The following is a 26,179-nucleotide window of genomic DNA, read 5'->3' as shown; positions in this document are numbered from 1 at the left end:
AGACCGACATGGCAGTTACCGCGAAACTCTATGGCAAGGCGCTGCAGTCTGCCTTCAATGGTGAAATCAACTGGCTCAGCAATGCCTTGAAGGTAATGCTCTGCACCAGTGCATACACCCCAGATCAGGACACCCACCAGTACAAGTCGTCGGTAACCAATGAAGCGTCCGGCACTGGTTACACTGCCGGCGGCGCGGCGCTGGCGACCCCGACCGTGAACTACACCGCGGGAACGAACACCCTCGTTCTCGATGCCGCTGACACGGCATGGACCGGATCGACGATCACCGCACGATACGCGGTCATCTACAACAGCACGCCCGGCACTGATGCCACCCGCCCGCTGATCGCTTACGTCGACTTCGGCGCTGACGTCTCCACGACCGCCGGTACCTTCACAATAACTTGGGATGCAGCAGGTTTGGTCACGCTCACTGCCGCTTAACGGAAGGCTGACCGATGGGGTTGTTCAACAGAGGTCAGTCGATCTCCGGAATGTGGCTCGACGGTAAGCCTGCGATCCGGGCGTATCTCGGTGACGTGTTGGTGTGGGATGGGACGACGCCGGCGTTCGTGAATGTTCCGCGAGCGCTGGCGTCCGCCCTGGCGGTTGCTCCTGCCATTCGAGCGGATGCATCCATAACCGCAGTCCGCACCTTGGGTTCATCCGCTGCGTACGCGCCGTCGCTCACCGCGTTCGCGACAGTCGGCCCCGAGACCGCAGTGATCGTGACAGCCCAGGCCGGCACTCCGGCAGTGCGTGCAGATTCGCTGATCCTGGTCGATGTCATCACGGTTGCGGCGCAGGCACTACCGGCAGTGGCAGCTCAGTCTTCATCGGCCGCGGTTGAAGTGCCATCCATTTCGGTTTCCGTCAGTGCCCCCACTCCGACCGTCGCGGCACACTTCGCGACCACCATCCCGGCGATCGCTGTAAACGCCTCCGCACAAGTTCCGGTCATCACCGCGACCGGTGCGGCGGTGGTGAACGTCCCAGTGTCGGCAGTCAATGCCACGGCTCGCGTTCCCGTCGTGTCCGGCAACTCGTCGGTCGCCGCGTTCGCTGTGACTGCTGACGCAACCGCGAAGACGCCCGTCGTTACCGCATCGTCCAACGTCTCTCCACCGAAGGCCGCTGCCACCGGGCTCGCTCGCGTGCCAGTGGTTCAGGCAAACAACTTCATCACGGTCAGCATGACGAAGAATGGCGACCAGCAGCTCGCGGCATCGACGTGGGCGGAAGTCGGACCGTGGACGGCGGGATCGAACTCCACTGTCACCGGCAACGCACTCCGAGTCAACGGCTCCGGCAACGCCACCATCCAGGTCGGCTCCGAATGGCCCACCTCCACTTCGGTGAAGGATTGGCGGGTCCTCAAGAACGGCACCGTCGTCTGGACGAAGGGTTCGGGCACAGGTTTGACGTTGGCGGACACGTTCGCCCTCGCGGTCGTCGACGGAGATCTGCTCACATGCGAGGCATGGAACAGCTCCGGCGTGACAGCGAACCGCATCGTCAAGACCGGCGCGAACACATACCTTCGCGTCGTGCCGACCTAGGCCAGAAAACAACAACGCACCACAGCACCGACAAGGCGCCTCTCGCAACTGGCGGGGGGCGCCTTATCGTGCATAACGGCGGCACCTCAGATCGAAACAAAAGCCCCCAACCTCATTGCGAGGTTGGGGGCTTTTCGTCGTCTTCAGGTATGGCTAACTCAAGTTCATCACATCGCCGACGACCGTTCCGTCGTCCTTGACGATGCCTTTGCAGTCAAAGGTCGAGCGGACCAAGGCGCCGAAGCCATTCTGGGAATCCACCCATCCGCTGGCGATGTGACTGTAGTGATCACCGTCTGGCGTCGCCGCAAAAGCGAGATCCCCGAACTCGGCGGACCCTGGAGACTTGAGCCGGTTAGTCACCTTCTCGCGGCACTGGTCGGCCATCTGCTGGGTCTGTTGCTCCTCTTTTGACGGCCCCTCCGCCGCATTGGAGCATCCCGCAAGAACCAAGGCTGCAGACGCTGCGAGTGAGGCAACGAAAATCTTCTTCATCAGCAATGCATACCAGACCGGTCGGACGAAATCTCCCTGGTCAGAGGATTTGGAATCACTTCGAAACGCTCCGATCAAATTGGGCAACTGTGGCACGTTTGTGGCACGAACGAGGAAATGAAAAAGCCTGACCAAGCATATTGCCTGGTCAGACTATGTGCCCCCAGTAGGACTCGAACCTACGACCTGCGGATTAAAAGTCCGTAGCTCTACCAACTGAGCTATAGGGGCGCGGCGCAGAGTCTAACGGGACCGCAGAGTCCGTGAAAACACCACCCCCACCAGAAGGGCGATTCCGATGACGGCGATGGTCCCGCCCGTGCGATGCAGACCCGCGTCGTCGATGGTTCCGCGCATGGTCAGCTCGATGACGACGGCCGCAAGGTTGGCGCCGATGTACTGGATTGTTCGGTACAGGCCGATCGCGGTCCCGACGTCGGCGGAGGTGGTCACCGAGTTGATCAGGTTCTGGTTTCCCATGTTGTTGAAGCCGTTGGGGATGCCCAGGATCGCCGCTATCAGCAGGAGTGCCACAAGGGGAGTCGAACTAGATTCGACAAAGGCGATCAGAATCCCGCCGACAGCCAACGCGGCGGTGCCGATCAGGAGGGTGATTCGTGCGCCGAATTTCCCGTACACCCTGGACGCGGACATGGTCGCGAAGATCCCGACCGCAGCGACGGGCAGCATGAAGAGCCCGGCGCTGATCGGTGACATTCCGCGGGCTACCTGTAGCCACTGGGGGAGTCCGAAGAAGATGCAGTAGAACGCTGTGTAAGTCAGCAGGGTCCGGCCGAGAGTCATGCTCAGTGCGCGGTTTCGGGCGATGGCACGGACGTCGATGAACGCCGAGGTGGTTCGACGTTCCCACCAGACGAACAGGAACGCGAAGAGGGCCGTCGACGGGACGAGATACCACTTCGCGTGCTCGGCGAGAGACAGGAGGAAGAGCATCGTCGACGTCGTCAGGGCCAGAAACAGCGTGATACCGAGTGGGTCGAGTGACTTGAACAACGCAGTGGCGCCGGCCCGGTCGGGCAGGGCGGAGTCGCTCGGAGCGGCGAAGAAGACCCATATGGCAGTGACGACGACAAGCGGGAGGTTCACCCACATGATCGACTGCCAACCGAGTGTGCCGACCAGCAACCCGCCGAGAGTAGGCCCCAGCGCGACGACCGATTGAGCGCAAATGGTGAGTGTTGCTATAGCTGAACGGGTTTGAGCCCGGTGACGGTCAGCGTATTCGCGGATGACGGTCATCGCATTCGGATACTGTGTCGCCGTGCCGATTCCGAGCAGAATCCGCGCCGCGATAAGCCAACCCAGCGACGGGGCGAGCGAGCCGAGGATCGATCCGGCAGCGATCAGACCCAATCCCGCCAGATAGACGCGTTTGGCGCCGAGGATCGATCCGAGTCGCCCCGCCGCCGGTGCCGTGACTGCAGTCGCGATGTAGAGAGCCGAGATGACCCACGCTGTGCCCGAACTGGAACCGAAGTATGTGGCGATCGGGACGATTGCCACCGCAATCATCGACGAGTTCAGTGCCTGAAGAACGGTTCCCGAACCGAGAGCAAGGCTCAGTTTCAGGGGAACGGAGGCTTGGGGTGTCGACGTTTCGACGACGGCGGTCACGGGTTCATCAGTGACTCCTCTGATATCGATGTCGATGCTGGGGACGCGCCCTGGCCTAGTCTGCGCAGGATTCGGCCGGCGATCAGAAGCAAGTCACGCTCGGCTTCGGTGCACTCGGCGTCGATGACCTCGGCCAGCCACTGCGTGCGTTTCGTTCGGTCTTCGTGAAGGGTCGACGTGCCTAGTTCGGTCATCGTGACCAAGGCCGCGCGGCCGTCCGATGGATCCGCCCTTCGCGTCACCATGCCCTGTTCCTCGAGCGCGGCCACGGTCTTTGCGATGGATTGCGGTGTGACGCGCTCGAATTTCGCCAACTCTTTTGCGGTCAACGGACCTTGTCGGTCGAGGTGGCCGAGAGCTTGGATCTGGCTCGGCGTGAGTTTGTGGTCGTGGCGTTTGGTGCGGAGACGCCGGACGAAGGCACCCAGATCGTCCCAAAGTACGTCGATCTCGTCCCGAGTCTTGCTGCGACCCTCGCCATCGTTCATTTAGACAGTCTAACTGTGTTATTTCGATGCTGCCAGCACGGTTTCGACAAAAACTGGGGAATAAACAATCGCATTAGTTGTTTAAAACCTTGGGATTGCCGTTCATCCGTCGGCGAAGCAGTTCCGTCTGCGAGGTCGGATTATCGGAATCTCGGACACGAAAAAGCTCGGATGCGCACCCCCTGCAGCGCACCCGAGCGGCCAAAACCATACCACTTGGTGTCTTTTGGGCATAAAGTCGGTTGTTGTCCCCCGAACAGCCGATTGCCTCTAGTACTTTTGGCGGGTATCGCTCTAGTCCTTACGTAGGGTGTGTTGGAGGGGATATTGTGAGGTTTCGGGGGATGACAGGCGCCGATCACGGCGATTCTGCGTACCAACTCTGCGAGAGGCACAACACCGTAAATGGCACGTCAACAAGAGCGTGCGCGGCGTACCCGCGCCGCCCTGGTCGAAGCGGCTGCAGTCGAATTCGCCAAGCGCGGCTATGCAGCTGCGTCGGTGAACACGATCCTCGAGGGCTCCCGCGCCACCAAAGGCGCCATGTATTTCCATTTCCAGTCCAAGGAAGAGTTGGCGCGAGCGGTTCTGACCTCGGCTATCGAAACCTTCACTGGAATCACTGATCGTTGGGCCAAGAGAACAGACCTCGATCCATTCGTCGCTTTGCACGGGCTTGTGCTCGACATTGCCGAGGTCTTCCGTACCGAGGTAATCGTGCAGGCGGAATTCCGGCTGATCATCGAGCCGGAGTTCTACAAGGATGTGCAATCGGGTGGCGGGCAGGTCTGGGGAAAGACCGCCTACGAGTTGGCATTGCGCGCCAAGGACGACGGTTTGCTCCGCGAAGACGTGGACCCGGAGAAATTCACGCGCGTACTGGCAGCGAGCCTTGCCGGCCAGCGGTACATGGCGGACCTGATTGCCTCGAGTGGTGATCTGGGTGTGTGGTTCGAGGAGTCCCTCGAAGTGGTGCTCGAAGCCATGGCCACACCGGAGTGGTTGGAGAAGTTTCATCGCGACGGCTGGCCACAAGTGGAGTTCCCCGACGCGGAATAGACCATTTTTCGCCCATGACCAGGCGATTTGTGATTTCCGAACGCTGTGCCATAAGCTATCCAAGCTCCCAACGGAACGCCGTTGGGGTACTAGTTCGGAGAGATCCGGCGGGCCCCCTTCGTCTAGCGGCCTAGGACGCCGCCCTTTCAAGGCGGTAGCGCGGGTTCGAATCCCGTAGGGGGTACGTTTTGCGAAAGCGAAACGATGCAGTATGGTTTGACCCGCACGACACGCTTTGAGATGCACAAATGCCAGGCCAGGACAGTGGTTTGGGAGCGGCTCGAAGATGTAGTACGGTTTCACAGCAAGGAAAAAGCAAGGCCCTGTGGCGCAGTTGGTTAGCGCGCCGCCCTGTCACGGCGGAGGTCGCGGGTTCGAGTCCCGTCAGGGTCGCAAAGCTTTGTTCTCAATCAATTGGTTGAGAACAAAGCAATGCGATAGGCATTCGGTTCGGGTGCCGTCCGGCCAGGTAGCTCAGTTGGTACGAGCGTCCGCCTGAAAAGCGGAAGGTCGCCGGTTCGATCCCGGCCCTGGCCACCATAATTCTTATCGACAAGCTCCAATCTCATGTTCTTCGAACATAAGGTTGGAGCTTTTTCGTGCTCGGATGTCAGTCGCCGTCAACCACTCGGCCCGATCATCTCAGTTGTGCGCATCCTTTGTCTCCGTGAATGTTTCCGGTCACCGGGAACGTGCTGGGCGTCACTCCACAGAGGACATCACTATTAGCCGATTGCGGCCGATCCGTGGCTGCGTCTACTGGAAGTGAGGTGGAATCTCCGTGTCGCACTCGAGATCTTGGCGCATCGGGAAAGTCAGCCGGGTCGCCGTCGCATTGCTCGGTACCGGGGTTCTGTTGGTGGGCTGCGCGAGCAACGGTGACGACAGCGGGACCGATACGACGAACACGTCGGGGGACGTCGTGACCGGCATGGTCAACGAGCAACCGGACCCAGGCGACGCGGTCGCCGGCGGGACCATGACGTACGGCGTGCAGGTGCTCGTTCCCTCACTCGACCCGACCAAGACGGCAGCGCGCGGCGGTTCCGGCGGTGAGGCCTTCGCTGCTGTGTACGACGTCCTGATGAGTTACGACACTGCGAGCGGCGAGTTCGAGCCCAAGTTGGCTGAATCGCTCGATACCAGCGACGACGGAAGCACGTGGACGTTGAAACTTCGCGACGGTGTGAAGTTCAGCGACGGTTCCGCGCTCGACGCCAACGCCGTGATCACAAGCATCGATCGGTACAACGCGGGCAAGGGCAATGGCGCCGAGTTGTGGCTGGCTTCGGTGGAATCGGCGCAGGCAAGCGGTCCCACGACGGTCGACTTCAAGCTGAAAACGCCGTGGATGCGCTTTCCGTCGATGCTCGCTCTCGGGCACGGGATGATCGTCGCCCCGAGTTCGCAGCAAGGCGACAAGTTCACCGCGGTGGGTGCCGGACCCTTCACCGAAGATCTCTTCACACCGAGTGTCGAGCGAATCTTCAAGGCCAACCCGTCCTACTACGGCGGTGCTCCCAAGCTGGACAAACTGCGGATGGTTGCACTCAACGGTCCGCAGGCCAATCTCGAATCATTGAACAGCGGTCAGCTCGATGTTGCCTACATTCGCGGCCTTACTTCGGCGATCAATTCCGCCAAGTCCGCTGGTTACCCCGGCTACATCGACGTGCTCAACGCCGGTAGTGCCGAGATTGTCAACAATCGTGAAGGCCGACCGGGCTCGGATGTTCGCGTTCGACAGGCTATCGGCTACGCGCTGGACACGACATTGATCGATCAGCGCGTGGAAAACGGTGAGGGACTGCCTGGCTCGGAGTTGTTCGGTCCGACGTCGCAATGGCACGTAGACACACCGGGTATTGCCTACGACCCCGAAAAGGCCAAGGAGCTTCTGAATCAGGCGAAGGCAGACGGATACGACGGCACTCTCGACTACGTCGTGCTCAGTGAGCCCAAGGACCACGCGATCGGCCTCGCCGTGCAGTCACTGTTGCAGGCCGTCGGGTTCGAGGTGAACTTGATCTTGGCCAACAACGCCGGCGACATCGTGCAGAACGTCTACGTCAAGCACGATTTCGACCTCGCGCACGCGGGCATCGGAATGTACGAGTCGATTCTCGATCTCGGATTGTTCTCCACGACCAACAGCACCTCGATGGCGAATACTGCTGGATATGCGAACCCGGCGATGGATCAGCTGATCGCAGATCTACAACAAGCCAAGGATAATTCGTCGACCCTGGCGATCATCGGCAAGATTCAGACGCTGTGGAACGAGACGGTTCCGTCGGCGCCGATCGGCGGGCTCACGTCGTTCTGGGCTTGGCAGAAGAACGTGCACGGTGTGGTTCCGACTGCAACCGGCATCATGCTGTTCGATCAGGCATGGATGGGCGCGAAGTAGCGTTCCAGCGCACACCGAGAGCCCCGTCCGACGCGAGTCGGGCGGGGCTCTTTGGTGTCTACGTCGGCTAGCGTTGCGCAACCCTTTCGATCAGGATGATTGTATTGAAATATGTTGTAGGTCAATATGATTCGTCAAGTGCGATTTGACTTGTTCAGTGTCGCCCGCATAGATTGCATCCACCATCCAGAGTGGCTGAGAGACCTGGCTCGATGATGCCGCAGCAACCCGCTACCTAACCGCAGTGTGGGTGCTACCGCCAGGACCGATGGAGGACACATGACTGTATTTGCCGTGGGTATCGAACTGGACGGCGAGGGCACTCACCCCGCTGCCTGGCGCCGAAGCTCACATCGCCCGGATCAGTTGCTCACGGGTAAGGCTGTGCGCGATCGCGTCGCGGCTGCCGAGAATGCGGGCTTCACCTTCGCGACGTTCGACGATTCCATCCTCCCTCCGAGTGGTGACGTTGTCGGCCGCATCGATGCCGTCTCCAGGGCGTCATACGTGGCGGCGACGACCAGCACGATCGGACTGGTCCCCGTCGTCGGGACCACGTACGCCGAACCGTTCCACACCTCTTCGCAATTGGCGACATTGGACTACTCCTCGCGTGGGCGTGGCGGCTGGCTTGCTGTTCCGGTCGAAGACGATGCCGCGGCGAGGGCGTGGGGGAGGGCTCCGGTAACGACGGAGTCGGCGCGTCAGCAGGAGCAGCGGGATTCGGTTACCGTCGTGACAGATCTCTGGGATTCGTGGGAGGACGACGCCGTCGTCCGTGACTATCTCAGTGGGCGTTTCCTCGAGCGTGATCGTCTGCATTACGTCAATTTCGAGGGCGACACCTTCTCGGTGAAGGGGCCGTCAATCGTTCCGCGGCCGCCGCAAGGCCAGTGGTGTTCGGCCGCTACGGCGCCATCGAACCACACCAGGCCGATGTTGTTCTCGTTTCCGGTGATTCGGTGGAGGCCATTGCACAGTCGGCTGCCAAGGCGCGCGATGAGGGCGCGTCATTGGTGGTCGCCGAGGTCGATGTGGCATTCGATACGCCGAATCTGTCTGCGGCGCAGCGGTTGATCGAGCTGAACTCGTACGGGAATGCCGTCGTCACTGGCCGACTGCTCCTGGCTGCAGATCCGGGGGAAGCGGCCGTGGTTCTGAAGGAATTGGCCGGACACCTCGACGGTGTTCATTTCCACGCTCTCGTGATCGACGAGGACCTTCCGGTGCTGGCCAAATTCGTGCTTCCGGCGCTGTCGAAGTCCGGATTGGCGCGACGCCCGGTTCCGGGATCGACTCTGAGGGGCAACCTCGGCCTGCAGCGGCCCGCAAATCGATTCGTCCACTCCTCCTGACTTGACTTCGCGCTAAGGACATTTCGGCTATGACTGCATCACGCTCCGCCGTACCTCGACCCGACGCACACGTTCACTTCGGCGTCTTCTTCCAAGGGGTCAACCACACCACCATCTGGTCCGATTCCTCGAGCGGATCCCAGATCGACTTCGAGACGTTTCGGCGGTTGGTACTCACCGCCGAGCGAGGTCTGTTCGACGCCTTCTTCCTCGGTGAGGGCCTTCGTCTTCGCGAGCAGAACGGCAAGATTCTCGATCTGGATATCGCCGGCCGCCCCGACGCCATTGCGCAGTTGGCCGCCCTCGCCGGTATCACCGACAAGATCGGGTTGGTCGCGACACAGAACACCACGTACAACGAACCGGCCGACCTCGCCCGTCGACTCTCCGGCCTCGATCTACTTTCCGACGGACGGGCCGGCTGGAACGCGGTCACCACTGACAACGCTTGGACGGGAGAGAATTTCCGTCGCGGTGGTTTCCTCGACCACGCCCTGCGTTACGAGCGTGCCGGGCAGTTCATCGAAACTGCACGGGCACTGTGGGATTCGTGGGCCGACGACGCGATCTCGGACTCTCGCACGTCCGAGAACTGGTCGACTCCGGGAGCCGTGAGCGACGTACGCCGCCAGACTTCGCAGTTCGACATCACCGTGACGCCGACGCTTCCCCGCAGCAGACAGGGACATCCGGTCATCTTTCAAGCGGGCGATTCGCCGGCTGGACGCGATTTCGCGGCGACGCACGCCGACGTCATCTTCTCGCGACACGGGACGCATTTCGACGGCGCGCTCGATTTCGCCGACGACATTCGGGCTCGGTTGCGTAGCGTCGGGCGACCGGAGGACGACGTCAAGATCCTGCCCAGCACGCAGATCGTGTTGGCGGAGAACGAGTCCGAGGTCGAAGAGAAGGCGCGGTGGGTCCTCGAAGGTCAGTTCACCGGCCAAACCGCACTGTCCCTCGTCGGATTGGTTTGGGGGAAGGACCTTTCCGACCGAGACCCGGACGGTCCACTACCGGAGGAAGATCCGGTTGCCCGCCCGGTGTCCGAGACGCGCGGTTCCGCGCGAGACGGCAACGACCCCATTGCGATTGCACGTGAATGGCGGGCTCTCGCCGAGGCAAAGAACCTGTCGCTACGTCAGGTCGCCATCGAGACCTCGCAGCGTTCGGGTTTTGCGGGCACCCCGGGGCAGGTCGCAGATCAGTTGGTCCATTGGGTGCGCAACGGAGCTTCGGACGGCTTCAACATCTCGCCGTACCTGGTGCCGACCGGGCTCGACGAGATCGTGGACTGGTTGATCCCGGAACTGCAGGAGCGTGGGGCGTACCGCACCGAGTACTCCACGTCGACGCTGCGAGAGCACTTGGGGTTGCGACCGCCGCTCACGCGTCGGGCCGCGTCTGAAGTTGCGGGGTAACGGGTCCTGTCCCACACGGTCACAGCGGCGGCCGAATCCACCAAGCTCGATTCGGCCGTCCGCTGGGAGATCATCGTCTGCGTAGCCGCGGGCTTCACCACTCTTCTCGATTCGGCGGTGCTCGGAATCGGGGTTCCGTCGATCCGGGCGTCGCTGGGCGCGTCGACCTCCGAGGTGCAGTGGATCCTTGCGAGCTATTCGCTGACTTTCGGCTTGGCCCTTGTGCCGGCGGGCCGACTCGGTGACGTCGTCGGGCGTCGACGCTTGTTCTTGGCGGGGCTGAGCATTTTCGCTGTGATGGGAATCCTCGGAGCATGTGCGTCGGATCCGTCGATGATCGTGTTGGCTCGTCTTGGGCAGGGGATCGGCGCAGGCACCATCAGTTCGCAGGTGCTCGGCATCATCACCGACCGGGTGTCCGGAAAGGCTCGGGCGAAGGCGTTAGGCGCGTACAGCACCGCGGGTGGTCTGGCCGGCGTTTCCGGACCGATCCTCGGTGGCGTTCTGCTGAAGTATTCCGACGCCGACTTCGGATGGCGGTTGCTTCTCGTTCTCAACGTGCCGTTTGCCGTGATCACTCTGATTTTGGCGTTTCGCTTTCTGCGCCGTGATCGAACTACCCGATCGGGCGCATCGATCGATCCGGTTGGGCTGTGTCTGCTGGCGACTACGACCGGGCTCCTGTTGTGGCCCATCGTGACCCGAACCAGTGTCACTGTGGCTGCGGCTTTCCTGATCGGTGCGTTCGGCGCTGCCGTTGCCTTCTGGTTCTGGGAACGTCGGTACGCCGAGCGCGGCGGGACGCCGGTACTGCTTCCGTCGTTGATCGCCTCGAGGGGCTTCCGGTTGGGTACGACGGTTGCACTCTTCTGGTTCGGATCCATCCTCGCCGTCAACGCGGTGCTCAGCCTCTATCTGATCGAGGGTTTGGGCTTCGCCCCGCTGAGTGCGGCGTTGATCATGACCGGTAGCTCACTCGCGATGGCATTGACGTCGGCTCTCGGATGGCGGCTGGTTGCCAGGTTCGGCCGAAGTGCAGTGGTTTGCGCCATAGTCGGCGAGATCCTTGTCATCCTCGGGTACATCGCAGCGGTCAATCTGATTCCGCGGGAACATCTGATCCCGGTGCTGGTGGTCCTGGCGGTGTTGTCGGGAGTTGCCAGCGGTTTGGTCGACGCGCCCAATCGGGTGCTGACTCTCGAATATGCACCGCCGGGCGCGAACGGTGTTGCGGCGGGTTTCCTTCAACTGTCTCAGCGCCTGTCAGCGACCATCTCGCTGGCCGCGGTATCGGGGTTGTATCTCGGTGTACTCGGATCGTCGCCCGACGGATACGGACGTGCGTTCGGGATCGCGCTTGCCGTCTGCGTGGTCATGTTGACGCTCTCGTTGGCGGGGGCGGTGGCAGACCGACGCCGGCGAAGGACGTGACCTGGTATTTCGTGGGTCTCCATGGACCTCGGGAGGCCGAGCCCGTGTGACTCATGGGACTTGTGTTACCCATGGGTTAGGAGTCGTGGGACGATACTTGTGTGGTGACCGGTCGCAGTGAAGACAAGCCCAACGGTCGCGGGAGTGGAGAGCCAGTTAACTCACCCCGTGGATCGTCGGACAAACGTGACCGCACATCGACACCCTTCCGCGCTCGAACGGCGATGTGGACGAATCGGCCACTCTTCGATTTCCATATGATCGTCGGTCTGGTCGTGCTGATCGTGGCGTTCGGGCTGCTGATGGTGCTGTCGTCTTCGGGCGTCGAATCCTATGTTCTGTCCGGGACGTCCTACGCCCGCTTCTGGCCGCAGTGCATGTTCGCAGCGATCGGTTTGGTGATGTTCGTGGCGGTCGTGCGGTTGCCGACCGAAACGATGCGTAGAGCCTCACCATGGCTGCTGATTCTGTGTCTTGTTCTGCTTGTCCTGGTGCTGATTCCAGGTATCGGCTCGGAACAGATGGGTGCTCGCAGCTGGTTTGTGATCGCGGGTATTTCCTTCCAGCCGTCGGAGCTGGCCAAACTTGCTCTGGCGATTTGGTCCGCGGCGACGGTTGCGTCGTTCATGAACGCGCGGATGGATGTCAACCGTGCGCTGCCGGTGATCGGCGGTACGACGCTGCTGGTTCTGGTTCTGGTGGTGTTGGAGAAGGACCTCGGAACCACGATCACCATCGGCATCATCTTCATGTCGGTGCTGTGGTTCGGGTTGTTCCGGATGAAGACGTTCATCAGCCTCACGCTCGGTTCCGCAGTCGCATTTCTCGTGCTCGGGCTTACTGCTGGTTACCGCTCGGATCGCATCAAGGCTTTCCTCAATCCTGATCTCGACCCGCAAGGCTTGAACTTCCAGAGCACGCAGGCCAAGTACGCATTGGCGAACGGCGGCATCTTCGGTCGCGGTCTGGGGCAGTCCGACGCCAAATGGAGTTACCTCCCTCAGGCGCACAACGACTTCATTTTTGCCGTGATCGGTGAAGAGTTGGGTCTGGTCGGTGCGCTGATCGTCGTTGCTCTCTTCGCCGCGGTTCTGATCGTCGGACTGCGAATCGCGAAGCGGTCGACCGATCCGTTCCTCAAGGTCATGACGGCGACGGCAACGACGTTGATCGTCGTGCAGGCGTTCATCAACATCGCCTACGTCGTTGGCCTGATTCCGGTGACCGGTCTGCAACTACCGCTCATCTCGGCGGGCGGAACGTCGATGATCACCACCTTGCTGATGTTCGGGCTCATCGCGCACGCAGCCTTCCGTGAGCCCGAGGCTGTCGCCTCTGCCGAGAGCAGCGGTCGCGGTTGGATTCCGCTGGTCTTCGGCAAGCCTCGGTTCGGCATTGCCAAGAAGCCACAGACTGACCGACGTCGGCCGCCTGCTCGCCGCGCCCAGCCGGCCCCTACTGGTCAACGCCGACCGGAGCGACGGGCGCCGCAACCCGACCGGCGCCGGACTCAAGCGCCGGGCCGACGCGCACCGTCGCGCGACTGGTCGGAAGATCCACGTAGACGCGGCCGATCCGATCGGCCGCGGCGCGCTTCCTGATCTCGGCCAGTCTTACTGGCGGCCAGCTCGGAAGCGGGCAGTCATGCACCCGACGATTGCGTTGGGCGGCTACATTGGGAGTCGGCAAAACGACGTCTAATTAGGGTTGTGGACATGGCAGGTGGCGACAAGGCAGACCAGTCGGTGGTCGAACGTAGCTCGGTGACCGGACGTCGTACGACGCCGTCGCAACGAGCGCGTTTTCGCCGGATTGTCGACGCCGCAATGGAATCCGCCTCCGAAGGCGGCTACGACGCGGTGCAGATGCGATCGGTCGCCGATCGCGCCGGCGTCGCGATCGGCACTGTTTACCGGTATTTCCCGTCCAAGAACCACATGCTTGTCGTCGCATTGTTGTGGATGTTCGAGGGTTTGCGTGACAGATTCCAGGACTTTGTAATCCCGGGTGAGACTCCGTCGGACCGAATTCTGTTTGTGCTGCGCAAGAATACGGAGGTCCTCGAGACCGATCACCTCCGTTACGAAGCGTTGGTTCGGGCGTACATGTTCGCGGACGCGTCGGCGACTCCGGAACTCAACGCGCTCGGTGGGGTCGTGACCGAGATGTTCGCGAAGGCGATCGGCGTCGAGGAAGTCTCGCAACAGCAGATGGATGCGGTGAAGGTCATCGACGACGTCTGGATGTCGAGTCTGGTCTCGTGGGTTGCCGGCCGGATGACGACGGACGAGGTGATGGCGCACCTCGAACTTGCCGTGCGACTGGTCTTTCGCAAGTTGGGTGGATAGCGCTCAGACGGTGTAGCCGCCGTCGACGTTGAGCTTTTGACCGCTGATGAATCCGGCCGCGTCGCTTGCGAGGAAACATACTGCTTCGGCGATGTCGGCAGCTGATCCGAAGCGCTTCAACGGAATTCGGCTCATTGTCACGTCGAGTGCGCTCTGGTCGAGTTCGGCGGAGTTGATCAGTCGCTCCGCCATTCCGTCCGTCAACATGCCTGGTCCTACCGCGTTGAACCGAACGCCGTGGCGTCCTTCCTCTGCGGCGAATCCGCGAACAAGTTGTTCGACAGCCCCTTTGGTGCCTGCGGAGAGTCCGTCGCGCACGGGAAAACGATCCGTTGCCGCGGTTGTCACCGCTACCACCGAACCCGAAGATGCACGCAGCGCAGGCAGGGCGGTGTGGACGAGTGTGAAGAACGCCGCGGCTTCCTGGTTCAGTTGTTCGGTGAAGAACGCCGGCGTCACGCGCGAGAGGTGTGTCATCGGGACGTGCGGTCCCGCAGCGTGGACCAGTGTCGTCAACGCGCCCAGATCGCTGACCGCATCGCGGACGGCGGAGCTGATCGACAACTCGTCGGTCAAGTCGAGAGAGTACGAGTGGGCGAGCACGCCATGCGCTCGAATCTGCTCGCTCAGTTGCTCGGCAGCGTTCTTGTTGTTTCGGTAGGTGAAGGCGACGTCGTGTCCGCGTTCGGCGAGGGTCAGGGCGATCGCCGACCCGATTCCACCGGTTCCGCCGCTGACAAAAGCGGTGCGTACTGCGCTCACAATGCCTCCAGAGGTGTGCCGTTTCATAACCTAGCAAATGCTTGGTTGGGTTATGTCAGGGAATATATCAGTACGCGAAGGACAGGCTCAGATTGCTATCGCAACCGGACTGATCGTCCTAATCTGTTGCCATGTCCGGAGACAGTGTGCAGTTGACCGACGGGGCGCCCGGTGGGGAATCGGAACCTCACGCACCGAGTTTGAACAATCGCCTGAACTGGCTGCGTGCAGGTGTTCTGGGGGCAAACGACGGAATCGTCTCGACCGCAGGCCTCGTGGTCGGTGTTGCGGCAGCCACAACCGAGCGCTCGGCGATCTTCACGGCCGGTTTCGCGGGTCTGGTTGCCGGCGCTGTGTCCATGGCGTTGGGCGAGTACGTCTCGGTCAGCGCTCAGCGAGACACCGAACGCGCACTCCTGCAGAAGGAGAAGAAGGAACTCCTCGAGACGCCGGAGGCGGAACTCCAGGAACTGACCGAGATCTACGAGAACAAGGGATTGAGTCCGGAGACGGCTCGACGCGTCGCCGAAGAATTGACCGAGCACGATGCTTTCGCGGCACACGTCGAAGTCGAATTGGGTATCGACCCGGACGATCTCACCAATCCATGGCATGCGGCGATTTCGTCGGCAATCTCGTTCACGATCGGCGCGGCGATCCCGTTGGTCGCAATCCTATTGCCGCCGACGGGTATCCGCGTCCCCATCGCCTTCTTCGCAGTGCTGATCGCACTTGCACTGACCGGGACGATCAGCGCGACGCTCGGCGGAGCCCGCAAGACCAGAGCGGTGCTACGAGTGGTGATCGGCGGCGCGCTCGCGATGGCTGTGACCTACGGAGTAGGTCAGCTGGTGGGCACGGGCCTCGCCTGACCCCTGCTGTGCGCCTTTATTAACCGCGGGGGGTTAATAAAGGCGCACAGCAATTCAGGCGCGACAGATCATGACCGGCCCTGGCGCATGGTGCAGCAGATTCTGGCTGGTCGAGCCCATCACGGCGGCGGCCACCGCACTGCGGCCATGGCTTCCGACAACTATCAACTGCGCGTCGTCGGCGTACTTGAGCATGACGGGGGCGGCGGCGCCGGGTTCACTGATGCGGGTGACCGGCACGTCCGGGTACTGATCGGCCATGCCGGCCAGGTTCTCTGCCAGCAGTGCCGATTCCTCCTGCTCGACGGCCTCCCAGTCGATGAGGATTCCCGCTCCGCCTTCGCGGAAGGTGGACGAACCCTGCCAGGTGTGGACCGCGATAAGCGGCGCGTCGAACTGATCGGCATAACGAAACGCGTACTCGACGGCCTTCTTGCTCAACGCACTTCCGTCGACTCCGACGATGACGGGACGTTGATCCGGACCGGGATTCTGCGCCGAGCCACGCCAGACGGTGACCGGACAGGTTGCGTGATTTGCCACCTTCAGTGCGGTCGATCCGAGTAGCCGCGAGCGCAGTGCGCCGGATCCGGTCGACCCCATCACGATCAGGCGTGCGGTACCCGAGGATTCGAGGATGTGCGTCGACGCCGGGCCCGGTGCGATCTCGGATTCGATGGTCAGTTCCGGGAATTCAGCTGAAATCACCGCGGCGGCGGCATCGATGATCGCTTCGCCGTCTTCGCGGATCTGGCTGAGGAACTGCGACTGCAACATCACTGCAGCGGGACTGTAGATCGGGCCCTCCTGCGGCAGGGCATGCGCCAGAATCAGTCGTGAGTTCACCGCGTTCGCGACCGAGGCTGCCCACCGGGCCGCCGCCGTCGAGGCCTCGGATCCGTCGATACCGGCGACGACGTCCTGGTGTCCTGCAAGTGTGTTCATGTCTACTCCTCTGAAATGATCGAGATCGGTCGACTGGTTACAGCCTGGTCACCAGAGTGACGACGCTGATTTGACGGCTTCCTTCCACGTCTTGCGGAGCAGTGTTGATTGCCCGTCGGCGATTTCCAGTTCTCGTCGGTAGGCCATGCCCAATCCGAAACTGGTGAGCGAGGTGTGCTCCTGCTCCGCAGCAATTTCGAGCAGATGATGTTGGGCTACAACGGAATCCTGATGCTCGCCGAGAACGTCCTGGAAGTGGCTGAAATGCTTCAAGGCGCGCTTGGCCCGGCTCTTCGACACCGGTTCCATGACCTCGATCGCGTACTTCATCCGCTTGGCGCCCTTGCGTGCGCGGTGCATTCGCTCGTCACGCTCGGTGCGGGTATCGGCATCGAAGACGTGATCGACCCGCTTACCGACCTTGTGAGCTAGATGGCGCAGGGTATGCGCCAACTCTCGCGCCGACGCCTTCTTTCCTACACGGTGGGCGGCAGTGTCGAATTCGAGGTCGCCGACGTACTCGTCGAGTCGATCGAGCAGTGTGGTGTAGCGCTCGGAATCGAGCGCTTCGAGGGCGGTTTCCTGTGCGGTTTCACCGCGGGCCGAGAAGTACTCGTCGATTCGAGCGCGCACTGCTTCTCGCTCGGGCATCTCGTCGATTTCACCGAGTCGTTCCACAAGACGCTCCCACTGGACCTCGACGTCGCGGGCGTCACCGAACTTTCCACCGATCCACCGAAGATCCGTGATGAGATCGTCGGCCTTGGGGGAGTGACCGGCGTACGACTGTAGAGCGCTGCGGATACGACGTGCTGCGACCCGGAAGTCGTGAACGGCTTCGTCGTCGGCGCGGCGCGTGCCGAGATCCGCGGCGACCAGTGCGCGCAGTTGTTCGATGAGGTAATTACGCAACAGAATTCGCGGATTCGACGCTTTGCCAGTGGTGACCTCGTGGCCGACGTATGGAGTGACCGAAGTGCCCAGTGCTCGTTTGAGTTTGGACGGACTCGCAGAACGCTCGAGCCCCGCGTCCAGTAGAACCGACTCGATTGCATCGGCCAGGGCTTGCCCGCCTGCGCCTTGTTCGACCTCGACTTCCTGCCACGTCGACTCACCGGAACCGTCTGCCTTGCAGGCGATGACGGTGTCGGAGACCACTTCGGCAAGCAGAACACCGTTTTCGCCGTTGAGTCTGGTGCGCTCCCGATCGGTGATGATCAGGGCGACCGGCACCAGATCGTGACCGCGGATGACCGCCCGGATCAGACTCGCCAGCGGCGAGGGCACATCGGTGCTCTCGTCCGGGGGAAGTTGGATTTCGGTTCTAGTGTCCTCGCCTGCGGGAAGTTTCATGTGCCACCCCGCGTCATCGCCGCCCTCACGCTTGCGCAGCGTGATCTTCTCGGCGAGCAACCGGTAGTCGGCGGTGTCGAAGTAGGTGGCAGAGAGCTGTATCGAGTCGTGGACCGGTTCGCCGACGACACCGGGAAGTCCACCCAGCGCGGGAACTTCCTGCTCGGCCGGCGCCTCGTACTTGCGCTCGATCTCCCGTACGGCTTCGGGTACGACGGCGGTCTTGCTCATCTGGTCTCCTCTTGCGGTGCGGTCTGCGCTTCCATCCTCCCGGTATCGGAGGCGCAGTGGAAGGGTCCGGGGTCCCTACGGCGAGTCGCCACGGCCTGATTCGTCCGGCCAGGACAGGGTCCGCCGACTTTCGAACCGTTGCAGCCGGCCGGTCGTGGGATCCTCGAACTCGAGAACCTTCGACAGCAGGCGCAGCGGGTTCGAATAATCCTCTGCGGCAACGTCGTAGAAGTCGGGATAGAAGTTGTCGCCGTGGATCGGGAGCCCGAGCGAGGTCATGTGCAGGCGAAGTTGATGGGTCTTGCCGGTATGGGGAGTCAACCGGTACCGCGCGAAGCCGTCTCGCGTCTCGATCAGTTCGATCCGCGACTCGCTGTTGGGTTCGCCCTCGATCTCCGCGGCCTTGAGCACGCCGCGTTCTTTCACGATGCGACTGCGCACGATCACGGGAGTGCTCACCTGCGCGTCGTAACGCGCGATGGCCTCGTATTCCTTGGTGACGCGACGCTCGGCGAACATGGTCTGATAGCCGCGCCGGGCCGCCTGATGCACGGTGAACAGCAGCAGTCCTGCCGTGACGCGGTCGAGGCGATGCGCTGGACTCAACTCCGGCAGATCGAGATCCCGACGCAACCGCACCAAGGCCGATTCGGCGATGTATCGCCCGCGGGGCGTGCTCGCGAGAAAGTGCGGCTTGTCCACGACCAGGATGTTTTCGTCCCGGTAGAGGATGTCGATCTCGAACGGCACCCGCGCTTCGACGGGAGCGTCGCGGTACAGGTAGACGAAACGCCGGGGAGCGAAAGCGCTCGTCTCGGTGATCGCGACGCCCTTCTCGTCGACGACCTCCCCGGCTGCGACTTTCTCCCGTAGGCGGACGGCGTCCTGGGGAAACCGTTCGAGCAGGTAGTCGAGCGTCGTCGCCCACATGCCGTCGTCTGGCTGACGGATGCGACTCGGGTTCAGGCCGTCGCGGACGGGAAGGGGAGATCGTGACACATCTTCAAAGCTAGCCGTCCGGGCGGCATCGAGACCTATTGACGACATATGGGACGGAAGTTACTATCCGGTAAGTTCGTGACGCCGGTCACTGTCGTGGGGGCAGGGCTGGGTCATCACAACAGAAAATTGGGGTTTTCGTGAGGACACGACTTCTACGTCGAAGGTCGACAACGATTGCGGTGGGGCTGTGCGTCGTGGGATTGACGGTGCCGAGCGCCGTCGCTTCCGCGGATCCGACGGGAGGGTCGGACGGACAGACCTGGCTCGCGGCCACGGAGACTGCGCCGCAGTATCCGGGCGTCTCCGTCGAGTGGGACGTACCCATCACGATGAGTGACGGCACGGTTCTGCAGGCAAATGTGTACCGACCGGCGGATGCGTCCGGGCGCGCTGTGGAATCGAAGGCGCCTTCGGTCCTCAACATAACTCCGTACACGAAACTGCTGGACACGTTGGTGGATTCAGCTCTGTCGATCCCGCAGGTGGGTGAGACGTTGATGGACGTGGCGAACTCGCTCGACCTCGCGGCGCCGTTCGACGGAGTCTCGGAGTTGACGGGCGTCATTGCCGGCGGAGGCGCCAGGGTTCTCGGCGTCAACCGTGATCTGGTCCAGAACGGATACACGCAGGTAGTGGTCGACGCACGTGGAACCGGCTTCTCCCAAGGTAATTGGGACGTGCTCGGCAAGCGCGAGCAACAGGATTCGGTCGAAGTCATCGATTGGATGAGCAAGCAGGGGTGGTCCGACGGCAAAGTGGGGATGGCCGGAATCTCGTACTCCGCGATCAACTCCGTACAGGCCGCGAGTAACAATCCGCCTGCGTTGAAGGCAATCTTCCCGGTCGAACCAGGCAACGATCTGCTACGCGACATCGTCGGAACCGGTGGCGGACTCGGAGTCGGGTTCATGCCGTTGTGGCTGACCGCGGTCAACGGGCTCAAACTCATTCCGAACGTTCAGGACATCCTGCAAGGCAACTTCGATCCACTGTGGTTGGCGAGCCGCCTCGAGGATCCCGGCACCCTGATTCCTGAACTGGTACAAGCGATGACGGCCCAGAGAATCGAGGACGTGTCACCGACGACTCTGCAAGTCGCACAGGACGGTCAGTTCTATCAGGACCGATCCGCTGACGTCGGCAACATCACTGTTCCGACGATGGTCTACGGCGGTTGGCACGACATCTTCGCCAACAGCGAGCCGCGGATCTACAACGGAATCGATCTGCCGGCCGGGCAGAAGCAGTTGATCATGGGCAACGGCTATCACGTCACTCCCGGTGGAGGATTCGGCAAGGACGGTGCGCCGCCTCGCCTCGACGTACTCGAACGCGCGTGGTTCGACAAGTGGCTCAAGGGCATCGACAACGGAATCGAGCGATACGGTCCGGTGACGATGTTCCAGCAAGGTGGCGGATGGATCACGGATGATCAGTTCCCGCGAGCGGGCGCGACGTACGAACGTATGTATCTGAACTCCGCGCCCAGCGGAACTGCCGCACACGCGGCCTACGACGGTTCACTGACCAGTGACCAGCCCAGTGCCGCAGCGCGATTGACAGTCGCACCCGGACTGCGAGGCTTCTGCTCCGGTGACGGAACTCAGGGCACTGCCGGGATCTCCGTGGTGCTCGGTGCGTCGTGTTCCAAGGATTCCCGATTCCAGGAAGCGGAGGGTCTGACGTTCACCGGTGAGGCAGTCACGGAGCCGACCTCACTCTCGGGCCCGATCAACGTCCACCTCGAGACAGTCCTGGACGTGACGGACGGATTCTGGGCAGCGACGGTCAACGACGTAGCGCCGGACGGAACATCGACACCGATCACGAACGGCGCTCTGACTGCGTCGCTCCGGGCGGTCGACGATTCCAAGAGCACTCGCTCGGCCAACGGTGACTACAGTGAACCGCACCACTATCTGACGATCGACACGCGTCAGCCGGTGGTTCCCGGTGAGGTCACCGCCGTCGACATCAACATGCTCCCGACGGACGCAGTGCTACAACCCGGTCACCGGCTCCGCGTCGACGTCTACGCTGCCAGCGTGCCGCGATACCTGGCGCTCGGGCCGATGCTTGCCGACAGCCAACTGAAGCCGCAGCACATCGAATTGGCTGCGGATCGGCCGAGCTTCGTCAACGTTCCGTTCGTCGGGGGTCGCTGACCCGGACTGGATCGGCGGCGTGAGAACCTGCGGGCTCGCGGACGTTCTGCGAAGATCGTCCGATGACAGAATCCCGACTCTCCGCCGCCGTCCACGATCGTCTGGACGGACTTCTGGATCCGGTGGACGAGCGGCTCGCGGCGCAGTACCCGGGAAACCGTGACGAGATCCAGCCCGTGCACACGATTTACGTCAGTGCCGCGGATGCAACCGTCGACACCCCTCGTCTCTGGGGTGAGCAGGCGATCGCGCTTCTCGATTCCCATGCGCATGTGTTCGCCGATCTCGACACGGAGAATGCGCTCGCAGATGTGCGAGTTCAACTCGGCCGCAAGCCGGTCCAAGACTTTCGGATCGATTTCGAGGACGGGTACGGACGCCGCAGCGACGAAGAAGAAGACGCAGCAGCGACGTCGGCCGGGCGGACACTTGCAGCGTTGAGCGCTGATCCTGCCGGGCCGAACTGGGGCGGCATCAGGTTCAAAGGGCTGCCGGCCAGTGAGCGTCGACGCTCGATCAGGACGCTCGAGCTTGTGCTCGACGCGGCCGGCGGAGTGCCGGACGGATTTGTCTTCACCGTTCCCAAACTGCGCGCGGTGGAGCAGGTCACGGCGACGGTGGTGCTCTGCGAAGAACTGGAGAAGGCGCACGGACTCGAGACCGGTTCGCTTCGGTTCGAGCTGCAGATCGAGAGCCCGCAGGCGGTCATCGCTGCCGACGGAACTGTGGCAGTTGCTCAGGCCATCCATCGCGGTGCCGGCCGTCTGACCGGTTTGCATTACGGCACTTACGATTACAGTGCGGCTTGCGGAATTGCATCGCGTCATCAGTCGCTCGAACATCCGGTGGCAGACCACGCAAAGGCTCTCATGTTGGCTGCTGCCGCGCAAACCGGCGTCTGGGTGTGCGACGGGTCAACTCAGGTCGCGCCCGTCGGGAGCGCCACGGCGATCCGCGACGCGATCACTCGGCACCATCGTCTCGTCACGCGGTCCCTTGAACGCGGTTACTACCAGGGGTGGGACATGCACCCCGGGCATCTGGTCACCCGCTGGCTCGCCACGTTCGGCTTCTACCGCAACGCACTCGGCGCCGCTGCCCCGCGCATCCAGTCGTACCTGGGGCGCCAAGGTGGCGACGTGATGGACGAACCTGCAACTGCCCAGGCGCTGGCAGCGGTGGTACTGCGTGGGCTCGACGCGGGGGCTTATCCAGAATCCGACGTTCTCCGGCTCGCCCCGAGCGCGGACACCAACGCACTCCACCACCTCGTAGGACGCACCACACCGATCACAGGAGAACACTGACCGATGAGCACCACCGCATTCACCTTGCTGCCCGACCTGGCACTGCGCACCCTCGGCGGAGCCGTCATCTGGGCGAACGACGAGGCATTCGCCGAGCGCGAGGCCCTGATCCGACCAGGTAAAGCCGGATACCAGCCGGCGACGTTCGGACACAAGGGGCAGGTGTACGACGGTTGGGAGACGCGTCGCCGCCGTGTGGCAGGCCATGACGAGGCGATCGTGCGCCTCGGTGTTCCTGGAGTGGTGCGAGGCGTCGTGGTCGACACCGCGTGGTTCAAGGGCAATTACCCGCCCGAGATCTCGGTGGAAGCAATCTCCGTCGACGGGTATCCGGATCCCGTCGACCTGGCCGGATCCGGCGAGTGGACAACCATCGTCGAACGCTCGACCGTGCAGGGTGACTCGGAGAATCCGTTCTCGGTGGTTTCGGAGGATCGATGGACGCACGTCAAGCTGACCATTTATCCGGACGGCGGCGTTGCGAGATTCCGTGTTCACGGTGAAGCACGGCCAGACCCGCGTTTCCTCGATGCCGGGCCGTTGGACCTCGCAGCACTCGAAAACGGTGGCCGCGTGACCGATTGCTCCAACATGTTCTACAGCTCACCGCAGAACATTCTGTTCCCCGGACGCGCTGCTTCGATGGGGGACGGGTGGGAGACCGCCAGGCGCCGCGACGATGGAAACGACTGGGTGCAAGTACAACTCGCGGGTGAAGGCGTGTTGAGTTTCGTCGAGATCGACACCTCGTACTTCCTCGGAAACAGTCCAGGTGAGGGCGCTCTGACCGGCCGAACTCCGGAAGGGGAGTGGATCGAACTGTTGCCGCGTACGACGCTGCGTCCGGACACGCGCCATCGCTTTCCGATCGATTCCGAAGTTCCGGTCACCGATGTCCGTCTGGACATCTTCCCGGACGGTGGCCTGGCGCGGCTGAGAGTATTCGGCGTACTCACCGACGCTGCTCGCGCTGTGATCTCCGGGCGCTGACGGTAAAGTTGTTGCCATGAGCGACTATCCGCGCGACGACTATCCCCGGGACATGGTGGGGTACGGACCTCATCCGCCGCATCCGCACTGGCCCGGCGACGCGCGGATAGCGGTTCAGTTCGTACTCAACTACGAAGAGGGAGCCGAGAACAACGTCCTCGACGGGGACGCGGCTTCGGAGACTTTTCTGTCGGAAATGACTCCGGCGGAGGCATTTCCGAATCGACACATGAGCATGGAATCGCTGTACGAGTACGGCTCCCGGGCCGGGTTGTGGCGTGTCCTGCGGACCTTCGAGCGGCGAAACCTGCCTCTCACGGTCTTTGCGGTGGCGCGGGCAATGCAGCGTAACCCGGAAGCAGTCAGTGCTTTTCAGGAGTTGGGTCACGAGATCGCGTGTCACGGATTACGTTGGAAGTCTTACCAATCCGTGGACATCGAGCGTGAACGCGCCGACATGGCCGAGGCAGTCCAGATTCTGCAAGATCTGATGGGTTCGGCGCCTCTCGGTTGGTATACCGGACGCGATTCACCGAACACCCGCGAATTGGTGGTCGAGCACGGCGGCTTCGTCTACGACTCCGATTCGTACGCCGACGATCTGCCGTACTGGGTAGACGTTCCGCGTGGCACAGAGTCGGTGAAGCATCTCGTCGTTCCGTACACGCTCGATACCAACGACATGCGTTTCGCCTCTCCAGCAGGATTTCCCAGCGGCGATCAGTTCTTTGCGCACCTACGTGACGCCTTCGACGTGCTGTATGCGGAGGGAACGGCCGGATCACCGAAGATGCTCTCCGTCGGGTTGCACTGTCGCATAGTCGGACGCCCTGCCCGAGCTGCCGCCCTCGAGCGTTTCCTGGACCATGTGCAGTCACACGAAAAGGTCTGGATCTCGCGGCGAATCGACATCGCCGAGCACTGGAAGACCATTCACCCCGCGTAATGCGGGGCTATTTGCGCGCCTCGATCAGAAATCGACTCGAGTACGCGACAAAAGATCCGTCGCGACGGATCTGCTGATCGAGTTCCCGGAGCCGGTCCAGATACTGCGCGACGGTGAATCCCGGAACCATCCAGATCACCTTGCGTAAGAAGTAGACAACGGCGCCGATATCGAAGAATTCCATGCGCAGCCGCTCGAAACGAAGGTCGACGACGGTGAGCCCGGCCGCAATCGCGTCGGCGCTTTCGTCCTCGTAGTGCCGTCCGCGACGAGCCTGCGGCTGAGGACCGAGGAAGAACTCGACGAGTTCGAACACGCTGGCGTGACCGACATGTTGAGCGAAGTACGTTCCTCCCGGTTCGAGCACCCGAGCGATCTCGGCCCACCACACCGTCGCAGGGTGTCGACTGGTCACCAGATCGAAAGCCGAATCGGCAAACGGTAGCGGTGGCTCGTCCGGATCCGCGACCACCACCACACCTCGGGGACGCAGAAGCGCGGTGGCCTTGGTTACGTTCGGTGGCCAGGATTCGGTTGCCGCCATCACCGGCGGGAGTGTCGGTGCAGCGGCGAGGACTTCGCCGCCGCCGGTCTGGATGTCCAGCGCAGCGCCGGCACCACCGAGACGTTCACCCATCAACCTCTGATACCCCCACGACGGACGCTGCTCCGTGGCGCGCCCGTCGAGCCACGAGAAGTCCCACCCGTCGACGGAGGCGGATTCGGCTTCGGCGACAAGTTCCTCGAAACTTCGTGACGTCCTCTCAGGCGTTCCTTGCGACATCACATCATCATCGTCGCGGAGCGTCGACGGTGCCAGTTGTTTACGGCTACTTCGGGGTGGCACCGAGCATCGGTGCGAGTTGTGTGGCAATCGGGTTCAGGTTGAGCTTGTCCGGGTCCACCTTGGGCTTGCTGTCCCACGGTTGCGAGGTGTTCGGGTCGGCGAACGCGATGCGGTTGGCGCTCCGAACTCCCGTTTCGCTGCCCTGAGGTGCCTGGCAGTTGGCGGCTGTGTTCAACGGGAAGTTCTGCGTCGTGTCGTCGAAGTTCGGGTCCTTGCGCTTCATCTCGTCGAGGATCGCCATGGTCCCTTCGTAACCGACGGTGCACGAGAGCGGGTTGTTGGTCTCGAGTACCAAGCCCAGATGTACTGTGCCGTCTCCCGGTGCAACGGTGGGCGCCGCCCCGGCGAGGGCAGGCAGGAAGAGCAGGAAGGGCTGCAGCGAGGGCAGTGTCGGGGCGGCTGCCGCTGCAACGGCGGAGAGGTTGGAGAGGTTGGTCGTGAGCGCGGGGCCGGCTTCGGTGACGAGAGAGCCGACTTGTTCGCTGGCCGGTATGCCGTTGTCGATCACGCGTCGGATGTCGGGGTCGCTGGTGCGCAATTGCGCAGCCAGTGC

The 26,179-nt window shown here is 62.3% G+C and carries 21 protein-coding genes, 4 tRNA genes, 2 pseudogenes and 1 riboswitch; of the genes and pseudogenes, 17 read left to right on the top strand and 10 right to left on the bottom strand.

The genetic code is table 11. The features are described from left to right. Nucleotides 1-8: 8 nt before the first annotated feature. Nucleotides 9-446 carry a hypothetical protein gene (locus B0E55_RS08020; protein WP_080909458.1) on the top strand — a complete coding sequence of 146 codons (438 nt, stop codon included), beginning with the start codon at nt 9-11 and terminating at the stop codon, nt 444-446. Nucleotides 447-460: 14 nt separating this feature from the next. Beyond that, nucleotides 461-1,561 (top strand): hypothetical protein, encoded by a 1,101-nt coding sequence (locus B0E55_RS08015; RefSeq protein ID WP_080909457.1) that lies wholly within the window; start codon nt 461-463, stop codon nt 1,559-1,561. Between the two features lie 153 nt (nt 1,562-1,714). On the opposite strand, the gene B0E55_RS08010 is transcribed toward B0E55_RS08015, so the two are convergent. The 4 genes from B0E55_RS08010 to B0E55_RS07995 all read right to left on the bottom strand — a co-directional run bounded on the left by B0E55_RS08010 (nt 1,715) and on the right by B0E55_RS07995 (nt 4,179). After that, nucleotides 1,715-2,056: a hypothetical protein gene (locus B0E55_RS08010; protein WP_080909456.1), complete on the bottom strand. Its 342-nt coding sequence runs from the start codon at nt 2,054-2,056 to the stop codon at nt 1,715-1,717. Between the two features lie 158 nt (nt 2,057-2,214). After that, nucleotides 2,215-2,287, bottom strand: a tRNA-Lys gene (locus tag B0E55_RS08005). 12 nt (nt 2,288-2,299) lie between these two features. After that, a complete protein-coding gene (locus B0E55_RS08000) occupies nt 2,300-3,691 on the bottom strand; it encodes an MFS transporter (RefSeq protein ID WP_080909455.1) in 1,392 nt (463 codons plus the stop codon). Next, nucleotides 3,688-4,179, bottom strand: coding sequence for a MarR family winged helix-turn-helix transcriptional regulator (locus tag B0E55_RS07995; protein WP_021345391.1), 492 nt, complete (start codon nt 4,177-4,179; stop codon nt 3,688-3,690). Before B0E55_RS07995 ends, B0E55_RS08000 begins: the two co-directional genes overlap by 4 nt. Nucleotides 4,180-4,584: 405 nt before the next feature. Between B0E55_RS07995 and B0E55_RS07990 the strand changes: the two genes are divergently transcribed. The 10 genes and pseudogenes from B0E55_RS07990 to B0E55_RS07945 all read left to right on the top strand — a co-directional run bounded on the left by B0E55_RS07990 (nt 4,585) and on the right by B0E55_RS07945 (nt 14,206). Continuing rightward, complete coding sequence (locus B0E55_RS07990; protein ID WP_019745065.1) at nt 4,585-5,238, top strand: TetR family transcriptional regulator; 654 nt, start codon at nt 4,585-4,587, stop codon at nt 5,236-5,238. Between the two features lie 111 nt (nt 5,239-5,349). Continuing rightward, nucleotides 5,350-5,422: transfer RNA gene (locus B0E55_RS07985), tRNA-Glu, on the top strand. Between the two features lie 135 nt (nt 5,423-5,557). Beyond that, nucleotides 5,558-5,631: transfer RNA gene (locus B0E55_RS07980), tRNA-Asp, on the top strand. Nucleotides 5,632-5,701: 70 nt separating this feature from the next. Further along, a tRNA-Phe gene (locus B0E55_RS07975) sits at nt 5,702-5,778 on the top strand. Nucleotides 5,779-6,019: 241 nt separating this feature from the next. Further along, nucleotides 6,020-7,648 carry an ABC transporter substrate-binding protein gene (locus B0E55_RS07970; RefSeq protein WP_020970592.1) on the top strand — a complete coding sequence of 543 codons (1,629 nt, stop codon included), beginning with the start codon at nt 6,020-6,022 and terminating at the stop codon, nt 7,646-7,648. A 179-nt stretch (nt 7,649-7,827) separates the two neighbouring features. Beyond that, a riboswitch (SAM riboswitch) is annotated at nt 7,828-7,923 on the top strand. Between the two features lie 4 nt (nt 7,924-7,927). Further along, nucleotides 7,928-9,003 (top strand): annotated as a pseudogene (locus B0E55_RS07965) (LLM class flavin-dependent oxidoreductase). A 29-nt stretch (nt 9,004-9,032) separates the two neighbouring features. Further along, on the top strand, nt 9,033-10,427 hold the full coding sequence (locus B0E55_RS07960; RefSeq protein ID WP_080909454.1) for an NtaA/DmoA family FMN-dependent monooxygenase: 1,395 nt from the start codon (nt 9,033-9,035) through the stop codon (nt 10,425-10,427). Between the two features lie 69 nt (nt 10,428-10,496). Continuing rightward, nucleotides 10,497-11,858, top strand: coding sequence for an MFS transporter (locus tag B0E55_RS07955; RefSeq protein WP_198538408.1), 1,362 nt, complete (start codon nt 10,497-10,499; stop codon nt 11,856-11,858). Nucleotides 11,859-12,082: 224 nt separating this feature from the next. Further along, the gene (ftsW, locus tag B0E55_RS07950) at nt 12,083-13,459 is read left to right on the top strand and encodes a putative lipid II flippase FtsW (RefSeq protein WP_020908900.1); all 1,377 of its coding nucleotides are present in this window, start codon (nt 12,083-12,085) and stop codon (nt 13,457-13,459) included. A gap of 114 nt (nt 13,460-13,573) precedes the next feature. Further along, nucleotides 13,574-14,206, top strand: coding sequence for a TetR family transcriptional regulator (locus B0E55_RS07945; RefSeq protein WP_019745059.1), 633 nt, complete (start codon nt 13,574-13,576; stop codon nt 14,204-14,206). Nucleotides 14,207-14,209: 3 nt separating this feature from the next. Here the strand turns inward: B0E55_RS07945 and B0E55_RS07940 are convergent, their stop codons facing one another. Beyond that, nucleotides 14,210-14,995: an SDR family NAD(P)-dependent oxidoreductase gene (locus tag B0E55_RS07940; protein WP_198538402.1), complete on the bottom strand. Its 786-nt coding sequence runs from the start codon at nt 14,993-14,995 to the stop codon at nt 14,210-14,212. A gap of 104 nt (nt 14,996-15,099) precedes the next feature. Between B0E55_RS07940 and B0E55_RS07935 the strand changes: the two genes are divergently transcribed. Further along, the gene (locus B0E55_RS07935; RefSeq protein WP_019745057.1) at nt 15,100-15,840 is read left to right on the top strand and encodes a VIT1/CCC1 transporter family protein; all 741 of its coding nucleotides are present in this window, start codon (nt 15,100-15,102) and stop codon (nt 15,838-15,840) included. Between the two features lie 54 nt (nt 15,841-15,894). Here B0E55_RS07935 and B0E55_RS07930 read toward each other — a convergent pair whose 3' ends face one another. The 3 genes from B0E55_RS07930 to B0E55_RS07920 all read right to left on the bottom strand — a co-directional run bounded on the left by B0E55_RS07930 (nt 15,895) and on the right by B0E55_RS07920 (nt 19,368). Beyond that, complete coding sequence (locus B0E55_RS07930) at nt 15,895-16,785, bottom strand: universal stress protein (protein WP_080909451.1); 891 nt, start codon at nt 16,783-16,785, stop codon at nt 15,895-15,897. A gap of 48 nt (nt 16,786-16,833) precedes the next feature. Continuing rightward, entirely contained in the window at nt 16,834-18,369 is a 1,536-nt protein-coding gene (locus B0E55_RS07925) for a CYTH and CHAD domain-containing protein (RefSeq protein WP_080909450.1), read from the bottom strand. 75 nt (nt 18,370-18,444) lie between these two features. After that, nucleotides 18,445-19,368, bottom strand: a complete 924-nt coding sequence (locus tag B0E55_RS07920; RefSeq protein WP_080909449.1) for a pseudouridine synthase — start codon at nt 19,366-19,368, stop codon at nt 18,445-18,447. Between the two features lie 140 nt (nt 19,369-19,508). Here B0E55_RS07920 and B0E55_RS07915 point away from each other — a divergent pair, with 140 nt between their 5' ends. The 4 genes from B0E55_RS07915 (at nt 19,509) to puuE (ending at nt 24,779) form a co-directional block, all read left to right on the top strand. Then, entirely contained in the window at nt 19,509-21,536 is a 2,028-nt protein-coding gene (locus tag B0E55_RS07915; protein WP_080909448.1) for a CocE/NonD family hydrolase, read from the top strand. Between the two features lie 62 nt (nt 21,537-21,598). Then, nucleotides 21,599-22,843 carry a DUF6986 family protein gene (locus tag B0E55_RS07910; protein WP_020908894.1) on the top strand — a complete coding sequence of 415 codons (1,245 nt, stop codon included), beginning with the start codon at nt 21,599-21,601 and terminating at the stop codon, nt 22,841-22,843. Nucleotides 22,844-22,846: 3 nt separating this feature from the next. Continuing rightward, a complete protein-coding gene (gene alc, locus B0E55_RS07905) occupies nt 22,847-23,833 on the top strand; it encodes an allantoicase (RefSeq protein WP_080909447.1) in 987 nt (328 codons plus the stop codon). A 16-nt stretch (nt 23,834-23,849) separates the two neighbouring features. After that, the gene (puuE, locus tag B0E55_RS07900; protein ID WP_080909446.1) at nt 23,850-24,779 is read left to right on the top strand and encodes an allantoinase PuuE; all 930 of its coding nucleotides are present in this window, start codon (nt 23,850-23,852) and stop codon (nt 24,777-24,779) included. A 7-nt stretch (nt 24,780-24,786) separates the two neighbouring features. On the opposite strand, the gene B0E55_RS07895 is transcribed toward puuE, so the two are convergent. Both B0E55_RS07895 and B0E55_RS07890 read right to left on the bottom strand, forming a co-directional pair. Further along, on the bottom strand, nt 24,787-25,563 hold the full coding sequence (locus B0E55_RS07895) for a class I SAM-dependent methyltransferase (RefSeq protein WP_020908891.1): 777 nt from the start codon (nt 25,561-25,563) through the stop codon (nt 24,787-24,789). A 46-nt stretch (nt 25,564-25,609) separates the two neighbouring features. Continuing rightward, nucleotides 25,610-26,179, bottom strand: a pseudogene (locus B0E55_RS07890) (mammalian cell entry protein); the annotation flags it as partial.

The organism is Rhodococcus sp. 66b, assembly GCF_002076325.1.
Taxonomy (GTDB): domain Bacteria; phylum Actinomycetota; class Actinomycetes; order Mycobacteriales; family Mycobacteriaceae; genus Rhodococcus_F; species Rhodococcus_F erythropolis.
The sequence above is the reverse complement of the archived record's forward strand: the minus strand, read 5'-3'. Positions and strand labels throughout refer to the sequence as shown.